Annotated in this window: 13 protein-coding genes; 8 read left to right on the top strand and 5 right to left on the bottom strand. The window is 71.4% G+C overall.

Annotated features, from left to right (window positions below):
* Positions 1-104: 104 nt before the first annotated feature.
* Positions 105-2126 carry a glycosyltransferase gene (locus AMYBE_RS0106830; protein WP_020658607.1) on the bottom strand — a complete coding sequence of 674 codons (2022 nt, stop codon included), beginning with the start codon at positions 2124-2126 and terminating at the stop codon, positions 105-107.
* Positions 2123-2743, bottom strand: coding sequence for a DUF998 domain-containing protein (locus AMYBE_RS43255; RefSeq protein ID WP_245573160.1), 621 nt, complete (start codon positions 2741-2743; stop codon positions 2123-2125). Before AMYBE_RS43255 ends, AMYBE_RS0106830 begins: the two co-directional genes overlap by 4 nt.
* A 373-nt stretch (positions 2744-3116) precedes the next feature.
* Between AMYBE_RS43255 and AMYBE_RS0106820 the strand changes: the two genes are divergently transcribed.
* Positions 3117-3656: an OmpA family protein gene (locus AMYBE_RS0106820; protein ID WP_020658605.1), complete on the top strand. Its 540-nt coding sequence runs from the start codon at positions 3117-3119 to the stop codon at positions 3654-3656.
* Positions 3653-4819, top strand: coding sequence for a polysaccharide pyruvyl transferase family protein (locus tag AMYBE_RS0106815; RefSeq protein ID WP_020658604.1), 1167 nt, complete (start codon positions 3653-3655; stop codon positions 4817-4819). The genes AMYBE_RS0106820 and AMYBE_RS0106815 overlap by 4 nt, the downstream gene beginning before the upstream one ends.
* A gap of 142 nt (positions 4820-4961) precedes the next feature.
* On the opposite strand, the gene AMYBE_RS0106810 is transcribed toward AMYBE_RS0106815, so the two are convergent.
* Both AMYBE_RS0106810 and AMYBE_RS40995 read right to left on the bottom strand, forming a co-directional pair.
* Complete coding sequence (locus tag AMYBE_RS0106810; RefSeq protein WP_020658603.1) at positions 4962-8846, bottom strand: Pls/PosA family non-ribosomal peptide synthetase; 3885 nt, start codon at positions 8844-8846, stop codon at positions 4962-4964.
* Positions 8847-9116: 270 nt separating this feature from the next.
* Positions 9117-10553 carry an LCP family protein gene (locus AMYBE_RS40995; protein ID WP_020658602.1) on the bottom strand — a complete coding sequence of 479 codons (1437 nt, stop codon included), beginning with the start codon at positions 10551-10553 and terminating at the stop codon, positions 9117-9119.
* A gap of 528 nt (positions 10554-11081) precedes the next feature.
* Here AMYBE_RS40995 and AMYBE_RS43250 point away from each other — a divergent pair.
* Complete coding sequence (locus tag AMYBE_RS43250) at positions 11082-11600, top strand: DUF3060 domain-containing protein (RefSeq protein WP_020658601.1); 519 nt, start codon at positions 11082-11084, stop codon at positions 11598-11600.
* A gap of 98 nt (positions 11601-11698) precedes the next feature.
* Here the strand turns inward: AMYBE_RS43250 and AMYBE_RS0106795 are convergent, their stop codons facing one another.
* Entirely contained in the window at positions 11699-13327 is a 1629-nt protein-coding gene (locus tag AMYBE_RS0106795) for an AMP-binding protein (protein WP_020658600.1), read from the bottom strand.
* Positions 13328-13414: 87 nt separating this feature from the next.
* Here AMYBE_RS0106795 and AMYBE_RS0106790 point away from each other — a divergent pair, with 87 nt between their 5' ends.
* From AMYBE_RS0106790 to mftC, 5 genes are all read left to right on the top strand, one after another.
* On the top strand, positions 13415-14263 hold the full coding sequence (locus AMYBE_RS0106790; protein WP_020658599.1) for a LuxR C-terminal-related transcriptional regulator: 849 nt from the start codon (positions 13415-13417) through the stop codon (positions 14261-14263).
* A gap of 209 nt (positions 14264-14472) precedes the next feature.
* A complete protein-coding gene (locus AMYBE_RS0106785; RefSeq protein ID WP_020658598.1) occupies positions 14473-14988 on the top strand; it encodes an AAA family ATPase in 516 nt (171 codons plus the stop codon).
* 351 nt (positions 14989-15339) lie between these two features.
* Positions 15340-15447, top strand: a complete 108-nt coding sequence (gene mftA, locus AMYBE_RS0106780; protein WP_020658597.1) for a mycofactocin precursor MftA — start codon at positions 15340-15342, stop codon at positions 15445-15447.
* A complete protein-coding gene (mftB, locus tag AMYBE_RS0106775; RefSeq protein WP_020658596.1) occupies positions 15437-15730 on the top strand; it encodes a mycofactocin biosynthesis chaperone MftB in 294 nt (97 codons plus the stop codon). Before mftA ends, mftB begins: the two co-directional genes overlap by 11 nt.
* Positions 15730-16911: a mycofactocin radical SAM maturase gene (gene mftC / locus AMYBE_RS0106770; protein ID WP_020658595.1), complete on the top strand. Its 1182-nt coding sequence runs from the start codon at positions 15730-15732 to the stop codon at positions 16909-16911. Before mftB ends, mftC begins: the two co-directional genes overlap by 1 nt.

Raw genomic sequence — 16911 nt, 5'->3', positions numbered from 1 at the left:
CCCTTGAGGGAATCTGAGTCCGGTAAGGGGCCCTTCACGGCAGTTGTGCGGCCGGAAGCACGCAACACCGGGCGGCCATATCCGCGACCGGCCGCCCCAACGCCTTACGCCGCCCGCGCGGCCGGAACCCGCTCCGCCCGGCCCATCGCGGTGGCGTAACACGCTTCGAACGAGTCCAACGTGGTCTCCACCGCGTGCGCGGCGATCATCTTGCCGCTCGCGGCACCCATCCGCGCCCGCGTCTCCGGATCAGCGGCCACCGCATGCAGCCGCGCCGCGAGCTCCCCGACGTCGCCCGGCTGGAACGGCCAGCCGTTGTACCCCGAGCGGCACAAGTGCGGCAGTGCCATCGCGTCCGCGACCACCACCGGCTTCCCCGCCGCCATCGCTTCCATTGTCGCGAGGCTCTGCAGTTCGGCGATCCCCGGCATGCAGAACACGTCCGCCGCCGCGTAGGCGTCCAGCAAGTCCTCTTCGGACACGAAGCCGCGGAACCGCACCCGCTCGGCGACCCCCAGGTCGCCGGCGAGCGCCTCCCACTGCGCCCGGCACGAACCGTCACCGATGATCTCCGCTCTCAGGTCCGGGACCAGCGCGAGGGCACGCAGCAGTTCGTCCACGCGCTTTTCCTCGTCCAGCCTCCCGACGAACAACACAGTCGGGCCGTCCGACACTCGCGAGAAAGTGCGCAGCCGGTAGCGGTCGATGTCGATTCCGCACGAAACCGGGATCGCTCGTTCCGGGAAACCGTTTTCGTGCAGCAGTTCCACCGCACGCGGCGTCGGCGCGGTCACCACCCGGGCGGTCGAGAAGACTCGGGTCAAGTCGCGCCAGGCCCAGCGCGACGCCGCGCCGCGCAACCAGGTCGGCACGCGCAGGTGGCCGAACAGGTTCTCCGGCATGAAGTGGTTCGTGGCGACCCCCGGCACGCCCATCGCGGCCGCGTGCTTGAGCACATACCGGCCGACGACGAAGTGCGCCTGGACGTGCACCAGATCCGGGCGCAGTTCGTCCAGCAGCACGGCGACGTCCTTGCTCACCTCCCACGGCAGGCCGATCCGGAAAGTCCGGTGGAACGGGGTGCGGTGCGAGCGGACGCGGTGCACCACCACGTCGCCGGCCCGCTCGGTACGCGCCACGCCCGCCGGGTCGACGGTGATCACGTGCACCTGGTGCCCCCGCCCGGCCAGGCCGGTGGCCAGCCGGTGGGCGAAGTGCGCCGCGCCGTTCACGTCCGGCGGGTAGGTTTCGGCAGCGACCACGATGCGCAAAGCCCGGTCGTCGTTCACAGGGTGCTCCGATCTGCTGAAATGGACAGGAGTGGTGCCGGTCCGGCTGAGCACGGCGATCCCGCCGACCGCCAGGACCGCCGCGGCCAGTGCGACCGCGGTCTCGCCGCCGTCGAGGTGGGTGGCTTCCCCCAGTACCCCGGCGCCAAGACCCACCGCGACCAGCGGGTCCACCACCGTCAGGCAAGCGACCGCGGCGTGCGGCGGACCGCATCGATAGGCCAGCTGCACGAGCCAGCCGCCGACGGCCAGCGCCACCACCATCGCGGCGACCGACGCCGCGGTGGCGAAACTGACGGTGCCTTCGCGGATTTCGAGCGAAACCGCCCGCATCAGCACCGAAACGAACCCGTAAGCCGCGCCGCCCGCCGCGCCGAAACACATGCCGCGCACCGCCGGGCGGGAAGAGACGGCACCGGTGATGGTCAGCAGCGCGACGATCCCCAGCACCAGAAAAGCCGCCCGCAGCTGGGCATCCGCACTGACCGGCGTGGTGCTGGCGCGGTCCGCCGCGACAGTGACGAACGTGCCGACGCCGAGCGTGGTGAGCGCGACCGCGGGCAGATCCCGCCACCTCCGGTTGAGCACCGCGGTGATCGCGACCGCGAGCACTCCGACCGGCTGGACGACGCTCAGCGGAGCCATTCCCAGCGCGACCGCGTGCACCCCGGCGCCCGAGCCCAGCAACGCCAGCCCGCCCAGCCACCGCGGCGACCGGACCAGCAAGCCGATCCGCGGCTGACCCGGCAGCCCGGCAACGACGCGATGCTGCAGAAGTGCGCCCACCGAAAAGAAAGCAGCGCCGACGACAGCAAGGCAAATCGCGATGATCGTCATGCGTCCACCTCGGACTTCGCGACCGCGACGAGGGCGAACAACTCCGCGTACAGCAACGCGTAGAGCACTCGCTCGAACAAGCCGAGGAACTCCGGCACGGAATTCTCCAGCAACGGCAGGTGTGCCAGGAGAAACGCGAACGAAGCGATCCCCGCCGCCAAGGACAACCACCGCAATGCCGTCGCCTCGCGGTACCGACGCGCCAGGAGCCAGCCCGCCAGCGGCAGGCTGACGAACATCGTCGCGCCGGCGTACCGGTGTACCGCGCCGGAGAACGAGGACTCGAACCGGGTCGGGTCAGTGGGGAAGAAAGTGGCGACGACCAAACCGGCCGCCCACAGCGCGAGCAGCACCGATTCCAGGCTGAGCCTCGGCAATCCGTTGGCCAGCAACACTTGCCTGGCCAGGAGGGACGCCGCGGCCAGGCTGAGTGACGCGCAGCCGAGCAGCACCGCCCCGCCGTCCGGGAAGACGTAATCGCTGATCACGTCGCGGACCGGGTTCATCGTCTCGATCGTGAGCAAGTGCAGCAGGACGATCGGCACCAGCGAAAAGCCCAGCGCGAGAACGGCGAGGGCCGGAGTCGCCGCCCGGGCATTTCGCGTCAAAAGCGTCACGCTGGCCAGCATGGTGGTGACTCGGACCACTGAGCATCGGGGAACACCCTGAGATGAACCCCGGAATCGGACGCGGGCCCGTCGCTGCGGATCTTGTTCCCGGCAGAGGCAGGTCGTCGACTCACAGCCGGGCGAATAGGGCGTTATACACTCGGAGCGCCCGGCCCGCTGCACTGTCTATTGTGGATAGACAGGGTCCCTCAGCTGGGTGGATGTCGCACTCCGCCAGGTTGCCGCGCACCGCCGCTCCCGCCCTGCTGGCAGCAGGAAACCGGCGACGGCGTCGCCGACCCGGCGGTGGCGGGCAGAGGTTGCCCGTCCCCTGGCCCCGTGTTCCGATCCCGGCGAACCCAGCCGAAGGAGCTCGATTTTCATGCAGAGGACAATCGTCCTGGCCATTGCCGGTGCCGCGGCGGTCGCCGCGCTGGCCAGCGGGTGCGGGTCCGGCGGATCGAACGACGGGTCCGGCGCGTCCGGGAAGAACACCTCCGCTTCGGCCAGCGGAGCGGCCCAGTCCGGTGCCGAGCAGTCCGGAGCCGCAGGACAGAACGGCATGAGCGGACCGGACAGCGCGGCCGGCAAGCAGGTCACCGCCGCGATCGAGCAGGCCGCCCAGCAGTCACCGCTCAAGTTCGAGCCGGAGAAGGCGGAGTTGACCGGGCAGGCCAAGGAAGGCCTGAAGGGCATTGCGAAAGCCATGCAAGGCAACGAGGTCAAGCTGAAGGTCGCGACTCACGCCGGCTACTCGGACGCCGCCAAGTCGAAGCAGCTTTCCGAGCAGCGCGCCGAGGCGATCACCACCGCGCTCGAGAGCGACGGGGTCGTCAAGGACCGCGTGCAGAGCGAGCCGACCGGCAACGAGAAGGCGCAGGGCGAGCAGGCATTGGACACGCAGCTCAGCGTCGCTTCATGACCCGTGCCCCGCTGCCGCGCCGGCATTACCTCATCGGGCCGAGCGGGTACCCGAACTACGGCGACGAGCTGATCGCCGCGACCTGGCTGCGCCGGCTCGCCCGCACCGAACCGGATGCCGAAGTCTGGCTCGACACGCATTCGCCAGGGCCGGCGCAGCTGCTGCTCGGCGACTTGCACCCGCGGTTGCGCTGCACGGACACCTTGTGGCGGTTGTGCGGCGAGGCTCCGTCGGACGATCCGTGGGAAGTCGCGTCCTGGGTGCAGGCCGCAGTGCACGACCCCGGGCGCGCGCCGCGCTGGGACGCGGGCATCGATCTGCTCGGCAGGCTCGAGGTGGTGCACCTGATCGGCGGCGGCTACGTCAACGCATTGTGGCCGAGGCACTTCGGCTTGGTCGCCGGGGCGGTCGCGGCCGCCCGGCGCTCCGCGGCTCGCTCGGCGATGACCGGACAAGGCTTCGTCCCGTTCCCGGCCGGCGCGGCCGGGCTCCTTCGCTCGCTCGCCGAACGGTTCGACGTCGTCGACGTCCGGGACGACCCGTCGGCCGAACTCCTGCACGGCGTGCCCGGCGCCGAACGCACCTGCGACGACGTCTTCCTGGACCCGCACCCGGCCACCGCGCCGACCTCTCGGGAGTTTGTCCTGTGCGTGCAGTCCGACGTCGGTTCCGCGCCGCCTTCCGCGCTGGCCGCACAGGTTCTCGATCTGCTCCGCGACTGGAAACTCCGGCCGGAGGAACTCGCTGTGGTGGAAGGAATCCCGCGCGTCGACCGGGAGGTCTTCGCGCTGCTCGAACACCAGCTGCCCGGCGCGGAGTTCCACCCGTTCCGCGACGTGTGGCGCCACGGCTTGCCGGTCGCTGCCGGTCAGACCTGGATCTCCAGCCGCTACCACCTGCACTTGACCGCGGCGGCAGCCGGCGCGACCGGCGTGGCGATCGATGTCGCGCCCGGTTACTACACCACGAAACACCGCAGCCTGATCGAACTCGGCTCCGGGTGGACGCTCGTGGACGCCGCCGCCGAGAAGCCCCCGCAACGCCCTTCCGGCACCGGCTTTCCCCCTCATGTGCTCCACGAATGCGCGGAACGGAAGCGAGCAGTCGCCGAAGCCGTGTACGGAGCCCCGGCGTCCCGCTCGCGCCGGCCGCGGACCAGTTGAGCGCGCGGCCGGTGGCCCTGGCCCAGCAATCCAGGCCCGTGAAGGGCCCCTTGAGGGAATCTGAGTCCGGCAAAGGTCCCTTCACGGCAGTTCCGCCGTAACGCGGACGCTCGCCCCGGCGAACCGGCGCGAGCGTCCGGCGTCACCGCCAGGGCCGGACCGGAGTCCCGCGCCACCGGGTCCGCGGCGGCACCGTCTCCCCCGCCATCACCAGCGAGCCGGAACCCACCGTCGCGCCGTCCGAAACACCGCTGCCGGGCAGCTGGAACGCGCGTGGGCCGAGCGTCGCGCCGGAGCCAAGGCGAACCGGATCCAGCCGCATGACCCGGTCGTGGAACAGGTGCGTCTGCAGCACGCAGCCCCGGTTCACCACCGCGCCGTCGCCGAGGTGCACGAGGTCGGTCTCGGGCAGCCAGTAGCTCTCGCACCACACGCCGCGCCCGATGCGCGCGCCGAGCGTCCGCAGCCACCAGTTCAGCACCGGTGTGCCGAGGAACGACCCGGCGAACCACGGCACGGCAAGGGTTTCCACGAAGGTGTCGTACAGCTCGTTCCGCCACACGAACGCGCTCCACAGCGGGTGCCGGCCCGGCCGGAACCGGCCGACGAGCAGCCACTTCATCAGCGTGGTGAGCAGCGCGGCGATCAGGCCGGCCGACACGAAGACGGCGGGCGCGATCGCGGCCGCGATCCAGAAGCCGTCGGCGAGGTCCACGCCGGCCAGCACCGCGGTCACCGCGAGGCCGAGCAGCCCGGCGATGAGCAGCGGCGCGATCCGGCAGGTCTCGACGAGTGCACGGGCCACCTTCAACCGGCGCGGCGGCGCGAAGGTGCGAGCCGGGTCGGCCGAGTCGGCAGTCCGCCGCAAGCTCAGCGCGGGCCGCCCCAGCCAGGAGGTGCCGTCCGGGACCTCCATCGGCGTGTCGGACAGGACGCCGACCAGCGCGCCGGAGCCGAGCGTCCGGTCCGGGCCGACCACCGCGGAGTTGCCGACGAAGGCGCGCTCGCCGACTTCGGAAACGCCGAGCCGGACCCAGCCGCGGTCCAGTTCATACGGTGCGGCAAGGACATCGTCGGCCAGGAACGCGCCGTCTCGCACCTTCAGCAGCGAAGGCAGACTGAGCACAGTGGACAGTTCGACGTTGCGGCCGATCCGGGCGCCCAGCAGCCGCATCCACACCGGCGTCGCCAGGGCGGCGTAGAGCGGGAACAGCTGACGGCGGGCGATTTCCAGCAGTTCGTGCACGAACCACGCGGCCCAGCCCGCCCGGCTGAGCACCGGATAGACGCCGGCGCGCACGGAACGGCTGGCCACCCGCACCAGGAAGACGATCATCAGCGCGTGCAGCACGATGCCGCCCAGCACCAGCAGCGGAGTCCACGGCAGGATCGCCAGCGCGGCGGCGCGCGGGTCGTCCGCCGCCGGGACCAGCTCGAACGCGGCCACGATCATCGGGATCGCCGCCACGATAAGCAGCAGCGAACGCAGCGTGCCGCCGAGGGCGAACGCCAAGGAGTACCGCTTCGCGCGAGGCGCGGCGGCAGCGGGCCGCGTCGGCCGTTCACCAGCCGGACCGGCCGGGGAACCGCCCCAGACCGCGCCGTCGGGCACGCGGGTGTCCAGGGTCGAACCGGGCAGCAGAACCGAGCCGGCACCGAGATCGGTGCCCGGCAGGAGCGTGCTGCGGCCGCCGACCCGCGCACCGGCGCCGACACTGATCCGGCCGATCCGCAGGACCGGACCGTCCAGCCAGTAGCCCGCCAGGTCGGCCTCCGGCTCGATCGCACACCCGTCGCCGAAGGCGGCCAGGCCGCTCACCGGCGGCGGCGAGTGCAGGTCCACGTTCTTGCCGACACGCGCACCGAGCAACCGGGCATAAGGCGCGGCCAGCGGAGTGCCCGCGACACCGGGCGGACCGACCACCGCGGCGAACCGCTCCGCCGTCCACAGTCGCATGTGGACGGTTCCGCCACGCCGGTACTCGCCGGGCCGCAGTGTGCCGCGCAGCACCCGGACGCCACCGGCGGCGAGCAGCATCCGGCCCGGCGGGCTCAGCAGCACCAGCCACGCGGGCACGAGCACCCACCACGACATTTCCGGCAGCCAGTGCATCGGCGCCACCAGCGCCACCAGCGAGCCGAGCAGCGAAACCGAAAGCAGCCAGCGCATTCCGGACAGGGCCAGCAGGACCAGCTGCACGCCGGCCTGCCACCAGCCAGTCCCGCGCGCGGCCTGGAACCGCGGCTCGACCGCCGCGACCGTCTGCACCGGAGTGCCGTCGAGACGTTCGAACAGTTCCCGCGGCGTCGGGCAGGAGTACACATCGGACACTGCCGCGCCCGGATACCGCTCGCGCAGCACCGAAACGAGCCGGGCCGCGGTCACGCTCGAACCGCCGAGGTCGAAGAAGTCGTCGTCCGGCCCGGCCGCGGTGCCGAGGTGATCGCTCCACACTCGCAACAGCCAAGCCAGCTTCGGGTCGGACGGGATCACGGGCGCGGTCGTCGGCTCCTCCAGTGGCCACGGCAGCGCGTCGCGATCGAGCTTGCCCGACGCGCGCACCGGCAGGTCCGGCACCAGCGCGAGCCGGGGCACCAGCGCGGCCGGCAACTGGTCGCGCAGCCGGTTCCGGGCCGCGGTGCGGTCGAGACCGTCGCCGTCCGGCACCACGTACCCGACCAGCACCTGCGCGCCGCTCTCGGTACGGCGTACGACGGTCGCGGCCGCGGCGACGCCCGGGAGCGCCCGCAGCGCGGCGTCGATCTCGCCCAGCTCGACGCGACGTCCGCCGATCTTGACCTGACCGTCCGCGCGGCCGACGAACTCCAGCCCCTCCGGCAGCGCGCGCACCAGGTCGCCGCTGCGGTACCCGCGGTGCCAGGCCAATCCGGGCAGCGGGACGAATTTCTGCGCGTCCTTCGCGACGTCGAGGTAGCGGGCGAGACCGACCCCGCCGATGACCAGCTCGCCGCTGCGGCCCCACGGGACCGGGATGCCGGCCGGGTCGTCCGGGTCCACGACCGCGAGCTCCCACCCGTCCAGTGGCAGGCCGATCCGCACCGGTTCGCCCGCGCGCAGCCGCTGCGCGCACGCGACCACGGTGGTCTCGGTCGGGCCGTAGGTGTTCCAGATTTCCCTTGTGCCGTCGTCGAATCGCGTCACGACCTCGGGCGGGCATGCCTCGCCGCCGAGGATCAGCAGCCGGACGCCGGCCAGCGTGTCGACCGGCCACAGCGAGGCGAGCGTCGGCACTGTCGAGACCACCGTGATGCCGCGCTCGACGAGCCACGGACCGAGGTCCGCGCCGGCTCGGACCAGCGATCGCGGAGCCGGGACCAGGCAGGCGCCGTGCCGCCAGGCCAGCCACATTTCCTCGCACGACGCGTCGAACGCGACGCTCAACCCGGCCAGCACCCGGTCGCCCGGACCGAGCGGACGGGGCTGACAGAACAACCGTGCTTCCGCGTCCACGAAGGCCGCCGCCGCGCGGTGCGTGACCGCGACGCCCTTCGGCTTGCCGGTGGAACCGGACGTGAAGATGATCCAGGCGTCGTCCTGCGGCTGCGGACGGACCCGCGGCCATTGCGGCCCGCGCGTCGCGGGCAGCCCTCCGTCGCCGAGCACCAGGCACACCCCGGACTCCGCCCACACCGTCTCGGCCCGGTCGGCCGGATCGTCGGCGTCGACCGGAACGTAGGCGGCGCCGGTGGCGAGCACGGCGAGAATGCCGCGGTAAAGCGCCGCGTTGCCGGAGGTCATCCGGATGCCCACGCGGTCGCCCGGCGTCACGCCGGCCGTGCGGAGCTTCCCGGCGAGTTCGTCGACCTGCGCGGAAAGCTGCCGGTAGGTCGACGTTTCGGCGCCGTCGTCGAGCGCGGGCGCGTCCGGAAACCGGCGCACCGTTTCGGCGAAAATGTCGTAAAGGGTCCGCGCGGCGGGCGTCGGGCCCGCGCGGTAAACAGCCGTCGCCTCGTCGGCGAGTCTTTCGGGCGCGACTGCTCGCGTCCGACCCGCGTCCAGCGTCACAGGAAACCTCTTTCAGAATTACCGGAGTCACGTATCCCCGACCGCGACCACTCCACACTGAATGGCGTAAGACCGGGCTGAAGCAGCAGCGCCGTTCCCGGACGCTGAAACGGAACAAGAACAGGTACCGGACAGCCGGACAGTTCCCTGGCGAGAGAACCGTCACTCCGCTCCGGACACCAGCGGACAAAACCTCACTCGGGTCACTCGGAAGAGCTAATTTCGGATTTCGTTCTCACCGTCTCCACAGGATCGTTGTGCAGCCGGGTTTCACCGCACGCACGGAACCCCGCCCCCGGTCATTTCGTCGGACGGCGAAGCGGGCTCGACCGGCACCGGGTCCACCTGGTCCGCCGATTCGCGGAAATCGGTGCCCAGCACCAGCTTCAGCTCCCCGGCAGCGAGCGAATCGTCGTAACCGGTGTCGTAGCCGCCGCCGAGCGTGGCGACCAGCTTGGCCGCCGCGGCGGAATCCCCGCTGCCGTAGCGGACGACAGTGTGGCGCAGGTGATGCGCGCTGGTCACCCGACCGGCGCGATAGCCCCGCGATGGCAGCGTCTTGACCAGCCGGGCAGCCGCCCCTTCGCGACCGCTCGCGTTCACCACGTCCACCCCCGGCCCGGCGGTCGCCGCGGGCGGCGGCGGAGTCGTGCGGCCCAGCAGCCGCGCCGCCGCGGCGTGGACTTTCGCCGGGTCGACGATGTTGACGTCGTTCCCGCGCTCGTCCTTGCCGAACCGTTCGACCGGAAGCGACGAGAGAGTCAGGTCGCCGCCCGCGAAGGACTCCGCCTGGTGCACCAGGGCGTTGAGGTCCAAACCGGAGTCGACCGCGACGTTGCGCTGCGCGACCGAAACCAGCTGGCCCAGCTCCGCCGGGTCGCCGAACACCCGTCCCTCTTTCAGCTGGTGCGCCACGGAAACGAGGAACGCCTGCTGCCGTCGTTCCCGGTCGAGGTCGGTGAAATCGTGGTCCGGATCTTGCCGCTGCCGCACGAACGCCAGCGCCTGCGCGGCGGAAATCTGCTGCGGCCCGCGACGGAAATCCGCCCCGGAAGCGCTGTCGCGGGTGTCTTCGGCGAGGCAGACCGTGATCGGCTCGACGACCTGGGCGAGCTGGAAGAACGCGACGAGCGTCACCTCCAGGAAGTGGTCGACCGGAACCCCGCCCAGAAACTGTCGCACCGCGGCGATTTCCGCCGCCCGGCCGGCGTCCCGCGCCCGCTGCTCCCGCACCACCCTGTCGACGATCCCTTGCCCGGCAAGCAGTTTCGACTCAGCGGCGAAGGCGTACCCGTAAGCCTCCTTGATGGCGCCCCGGCACACCCCGCCGGGGCAGCCGGGGAAATCGGCCAGATCGTCGCGCGCGATCGAAATGACCGTCGGATGCCCGCCGTCGGCCGGGACGTGCAGGAGCATCAGCACGTCCGTGTGATAGCCGCCGACCTGCTGATCGCCCGCGTGCAGCTCCTCGTAGAGCTGGGCGGGCAGCGGGTCGCCGCGCTCGTCGAGGCGGGAGTCGAGCCCCATGACGAGGATGTTCGTGTCGCCGGCCGGCCGGACCCGGCCGTCCAGCACAGTGGACGTGGTGACTCCCGACAGCAGCGAATGCAGCTCCACCCAGCCGTACCCGGCTCCGCCAAGCAGGACAGCGACCAGCGCGACCACGCCGACCCGCTCGGCCCAGTGGCCCTTCGCGCGCTCGGACACTCCCCCTCCTCCCTAGTGGCGAGTCCCGGTGTACTCCGGGATTGCTGTGAGAGCGATGAGAGAGACGCTCGGCAGGGCAAGGGGCAGCGTCCGGCCGGGCAGCCGCTGGCCAAGATCCGGATCGGGACGCGGGCGGGCGTGGCCTGGCGCACAACGGCGGACGGTCCCGCCGGCTTTGTGCGCGACGACCTGACGTTCGTCAATCCGGTCGGCGCTCGCACGGATCTCGTGGCACCCGTCCGCGGCGCCGCACCGGCAGCATGTGCTGGCCGCCGCGGCCTGACCGGGTCACCGAACAAGGGTTGCCGCCGGATCACAACCGGCCCAGCCATCGGATGGTGATCTCGACCACTCTCCCGGCCCGCTGGTGCCACCGCCGAGCCGCCACCCCGCCGGACCGCCGCCCGCTACCCCGTCCATTCCGGACGAAACCGCAGCTCAACCAGGAGCCAGGCAGCGCCGGAACGGGACCGCGGACAACCCGACCTCTTGACGAAGCCTTTGAGCTAAGTTGTTAATTTGTTGAATATGCAACCAGCTCTCCCCTCCGCCTCCCCGGCCCGCGCGAACCGGCCCGCCCCGCGCATCGGCGCGATCCTGGCCACGGCGGGGCTGACCGCACTGCTGGCCGCCGGCTGCGGGTCCGGCGAACCGGCCGCCACGCCGCAGCCGCCTGCCGCACCGGCCGCCGGGCAGCAGTCGACGCCGGGCGGGAGTTCGCCCGCGGCCGACACCGAGGAAGCCGACACCCAGGAGATCCAGGGCCAGGGCGAACCGCTGATCGTCAGCGAGGACGGCACGTCGCTGACCGACAACTGCAAGTCCCGCAAGGTCCTCGTGACGGCCAGCAACGTGCAGCTCACCCTCAACGGGCCGTGCGCCCTGCTGACGGTCAACGGCAACGGCTCGGTCATCAACATCGGCTCGGCGCAGAAGATCGTGACCACCGGGGGCGGCATCGTCGTGCGCTACGCCTCGGGCAGCCCGCGCATCGTCAACAAGGGCGGCGCGAGTGTCATCACCCAGGGCGGAACCGCCACCCCCTGACGTTCGCCGAAGCCGGCGCGCTTCCCAGGAATCGCGCCAGGCAAAGGGAAACCGCGGGCTGTCCGGCCCGGTTGGGACAGCCCGCGGCAAGCACCCGATCAGCCGGCGGTGGTGCTCAATTCCCGGCCGCGCAACGCGAAGCGCTGGATCTTCCCGCTCGGTGTCTTCGGCAGCTCGCGCACGAAGTGGATCCGGCGCGGGTACACATGCGCGGCCAGCCGCGTCTTGACCGTCTGCTGCAGCTCGGCGGCCAGTTCGTCCGAGCCCTCGGTGCCGGGGTTCAGCACCACGTACGCGACCACCAGCTCGCCGCGCAGTTCGTCCGGAGCGCCGATCACCGCGGCTTCGGCGACTGCTTCATGCTGCGCCAGCGCGCTTTCCACCTCGAACGGGCCGATCCGGTAGCCCGCCATCAGGATCACGTCGTCGTCGCGGGAGCCGAACGTCAGGTAGCCGTCGTGGTCGCGGGCGGCGATGTCCCCGGTGTAGTACCAGCGGCCGTCGGAGCTGAAGCGCTCCGCGGTGCGATCCGGCGCGTCGCGGTAGCCGGTGAACGGCATCAGCGGACTGGCCGGCACGTCGATCGCGACCCGGCCGGTCTCGCCGGCCTCGGCCACCTCGTCGCGGTCGGCCTTCAGCACCTCGACGGCGAACCCGGGCAGCGGCCGTCCCATCGACCCGGTCTTGACCGGCGCGATCAGATTCGGCTGCCACGCGTTGCCGACCACCATGCCGGTCTCGGTCTGGCCGTAGTGGTCGCGCACCGGGCAGCCGAGCACCTCCTCGGCCCAGGTCACGACGTCCGGCGTCAGCGGCTCCCCCGCCGACGAGCAGTGCCGCAGCCGCAGCCCGGAGGGCGCCTCCACGCCGGAGCTGCGCAGCGCGCGGTAGACAGTCGGGCCGGCGGTGAAGTTCGTGACGCCGAACCGTTCGAGCACCTGCCAGGTCAGCTCCGGGCTGAACCCGGCGTGCAGCAGCAGGCTGCGCCGTCCGGTGGCGAGCGGGCCGAGCAACGCGAAGTACAGCCCGTACGCCCAGCCCGGGTCGGCGGCGTTCCAGAAGACGTCCTCGTCGTTCTGGTCGAGGCCGAACTGCTGGTAGGAGTGGATCCCGGCGAGCCCGCGCAGCGGCACCGGCACCGCCTTCGGCGTGCCGGTCGTGCCGGAGGTGAAGATCTCGATCAAGGTCCCGTCGCCGCCGATCGCGACCGGCTCGGGCACCGGGTGCTCCTCGGCCAGCAGGGTCTGGAACGACAAGTCGGCACCGGTCGCGTCGCCGGTCGTCACGATCAGCCGGTCCGGATCGGCGGGCAGGTCCGCGCCGGGTTCGAGCTTGCCGCGCTGGCCGGCGTCGACGATCACCGCGCGGGTCCCGTTGCCGACGATCCGCTGCGCGATCGCGGGCGGCGCGAACGCGGTGAACAACGGCACGTGCACCGCGCCGAGCCGCCAGATCGCGAGCAGCGCGGTGACCAGTTCGGCGGACTTCCCCATCAGCGTCGCGACCCGGTCGCCGGGGCGGACTCCGTGCGCGGAAAGAGCGGCGGCGAACCGCGCGGATGCCTTCTCCAGCTGCCCGTACGTCAGGTCGTGACTGCTCAGGTCGGGCTCGACCAGGGTGAACGCCACCGCGTCCGCCGGGTGGCGCCCGCACAGCAAACGGGTCGCGTCCGCGTCCGGCGCGGCATAGGTCTGCAACAGGTCGCGGGTGGTCCGCTCAGGGCTCACAGCGTGCTCCACGGTCGTCGTCGGCCAGTGTCGGCGGTACTATCTCCGCACGTCAGCAGGACCACTACCCCCGAAAAGGGGTGCCCGATGCCCGATCCTGATCCCGCTCCCGGCCAGGCCGAGGACATCGCGGAGGTCCGGCGCGCGCTGGTGCGGCTGCGCGGCGCGGCCCAGGTGCCGTTGTCGTTCGGCGGCGCGGTCGCGGACGGCCGGCGGCTGCAGATGACCGAGCTGGTCGGGAATTCGACGACCTCGTTGCTCGGGCTGGTGGTCGCGGAGGGCAAAGGGCTCGGCGGCCGGGCGATCGGGGTGCGCAAACCGGTCGTGCTGGCGGACTACTCCACCAGCGACGCGATCAGCCACCACTACGACCGCGCGGTGCAGACGGAGGGCGTGCGAGCGGTGATGGCGGTGCCGGTGATCGTGCAGCGGACGGTCCGGGCGGTGCTGTACGGCGCGGCCCGCGAGCAGGTCCGGTTCGGCGACCGTTCGGTGTCCGCGATGGTCGAGGTGGCCCGGGACCTGGAGCAGGAGCTGGCTATCCGGGCGGAGGTGCGGCGAAGAGTCGCGTTGCTGGTGCCCGCGGCGGTCGCGCCGGCAGGGGCGCCGGCCGATGCGGAGGCCGTTCGGGAGAGTCATGCGGAGCTTCGGCGGATCGCCGCCGGGGTGGACGATCCGGAGCTGCGGGAGCGGTTGGACTCGGTGTGCCGGACTCTGACCGGCGGGCCGGCCGACGGTGCGGTCGGGTTGTCGGCTCGGGAGCTGGACGTGCTGGGCGGGGTGGCGGCCGGAATGACCAATGTGGACATCGCCGCTTCGCTGGGATTGGGCGCGGAGACGGTGAAGAGCTATCTGCGGAACGCGATGCGGAAGCTGGACGCGCGGACGCGGCTGCAGGCGGTCAATGCCGCGCGGCGAGCGAATCTGCTGCCTTGAGCCTTCCGGTGCGGTGATCGTGTCGCGTACGAGATCGATTGGCACGCCGCATCCGGCAGGCGTCGGAGCAAGCACCTCCGCCGCCTCGAGCGACGGCCCGCCCGCGCGGGCACCAGCTCGCCGTGCCGGGTCGCTTCGACGAGGCTGCTGAGCGAGCCCGAGACGGAGATGTCCTGGCGGCCGGCCAGATCACCGCGCTATCGTGACAAATGATCATCTGGCTCAACGGGACCTTCGGCGCGGGCAAAACCACCACCGCCCGCGAACTCGCCCGCTTGCTCCCGCAGGCCAGGATCTTCGACTCCGAACTCGTCGGCTACCTCCTCCGCCAGGTCATCACCGAACCGGTCGGCGACTTCCAGGACCTGCCGCCCTGGCGGGCTCTGGTCCCCCGCACCGCGATCGAGATCCTCGGCCACACCGGCGGCGCGCTGGTGATCCCGCAGACCGTCCTCGTCCAGCGATACGCGCACGAGATCTTCCGGGCCTTCGCCGCCGAGCGGGTGCCGGTCCGGCATTTCGTCCTGCACGCGGCGCCGGAGGAACTTGTCGCCCGCATCGAAGGCGATCAGGTCGAGACGGCTGCGCGGCAGTGGCGGCTCGACCACGTCGCCCGCTACCTGGAAGCGTTGCCGTGGCTGCGCGAGGAGGCGACGCTCATCGACACCTCGCGCCAGCCCGCCGGGAAAGCCGCGCGAGACATCGCGAACCAGATCGACCGCTGACCACCCGATCACGGCGGCCGGGAACACGGCCGCGATCGGCGCGGGCGCGTGCCCGGTCCCGCTGCCATCGCCCGCCGCCCAGGCGCGCGTCGACCCTCCACCGCCGTCGAGTCCTGTTTGGACGGCCAGCTTCGACTGCCGCCGCGGCCGGCCGAAGTTCCCAGTCGGCACCGTCGTAGCGCACCCGCGAAAGCCGGCCGCACCCCGCCGACCTGCGGCGAAGGCCGGCCCGGTCCGCCATTCGGGTACCTCCGCGGGCTGGGCCATTGCTTCTGGCACTTGGTGACAGTATTGTTTCGAACACATTCGGCACTAAGTGCCAAATATCGTCGACGTGCCAAGGGAGTCACGATGAACGAACCGACCGCCACCGCCGAAGCGAGCGCCGACGAGGCCGTCGTCGCCGAGGAACTGCTGGTCGAAGAAGTCTCGATCGACGGCATGTGCGGTGTCTACTGACCGCACCGCCGCGGCGTTCGATCTGGACGGTGCTTGGGAACTGGACAGCCGGGTCTCCATCCGGCCGGAGCGGTTCGGCGCGCTGCTGTATCACTTCGGCACTCGCCGGCTGTCCTTTCTCAAGAGCCGCACCATGCTCGCCGCGGTGCAGGCCCTGATCGACCATCCCTCCGCCCGCGCCGCCTGCGCGCAGGCCGGGGTCACGCCCGCGGAGCTGCCCCGCTACCGCGCCGCCCTCGCCGCCCTCGCGGCGTCGGACATGATCCAGCCGAGGAGCGTGTGATGTCGCTTGTCGACGAATTCCAGTACGGCCTCGACGCGCCGATCTGCCTCACCTGGGAACTCACCTACGCCTGCAATCTCTCGTGCGTGCACTGCCTTTCCTCGTCCGGCAGGCGCGACCCGCGCGAGCTGAGCACCGCCGAGTGCAAGGCGCTGATCGACGAGTTCGAGCGGATGCAGGTGTTCTACGTGAACATCGGCGGCGGCGAACCCACTGTCCGCCCCGATTTCTGGGAACTGGTCGACTACGCGACCGAGCACCACGTCGGCGTCAAGTTCTCCACCAACGGCATCAAGATCACCGAGGACGTCGCGAAGCGGCTCGCCGCCAGCGACTACGTGGACGTCCAGATCTCCCTGGACGGGGCTACCGAGGAGGTCAACGACCACGTCCGCGGCCCCGGCTCCTACCGCACCGCGATCCGGGCGATGGAGAACCTGGCCGCGGCCGGATTCGGGAACTTCAAGATCTCCGTCGTGGTGACCCGGCAGAACGCCGGGCAGCTCGACGCGTTCAAGGCGATCGCCGACCGCTACGGCGCGCAGCTGCGGCTTACCCGGCTCCGCCCGTCCGGCCGCGGCGCGGACGTCTGGGACGAACTGCATCCGACCGCGCAGCAACAGCGCGAGCTGTACGACTGGCTGGTCGCGCACGGCGAGAACGTGCTGACCGGCGATTCGTTCTTCCACCTCGCCGGCTACGGCGACGGCGGACTGCCCGGGCTGAACCTGTGCGGCGCGGGCCGGGTGGTGTGCCTGGTCGACCCGGTCGGCGACGTCTACGCCTGCCCGTTCGCCATCCACGACACCTTCCTCGCCGGCAACACCCGCGGCGAGGGCGGGTTCACTCGGGTCTGGCAGGAATCGGAGCTGTTCACCGAGCTGCGCAGCCCGCAGAGCGGCGGGGCGTGCACGTCGTGTTCGGCCTTCGACGCCTGCCGAGGCGGGTGCATGGCGGCGAAGTTCTTCACCGGCCTGCCGCTCGACGGTCCCGATCCGGAATGCGTGCGCGGGCACGGCGAACGCGCGCTGGCCGGCGTCGCGGCGGGCAGCGCGCCGAAGCCGTCGCTGGATCACTCGCACCGCAAGCGCAAGCCGGTGCCGGTGAGCATCGGGATGCGCCGTCCGCCGGAACGGGCGTGCGACGAAAACCCGCTCGCCGGGTTCGCTCCGGGCCGCTGA

This window comes from Amycolatopsis benzoatilytica AK 16/65 (assembly GCF_000383915.1).
In the GTDB taxonomy this organism is placed as follows: domain Bacteria; phylum Actinomycetota; class Actinomycetes; order Mycobacteriales; family Pseudonocardiaceae; genus Amycolatopsis; species Amycolatopsis benzoatilytica.
The sequence above is the reverse complement of the archived record's forward strand: the minus strand, read 5'-3'. Positions and strand labels throughout refer to the sequence as shown.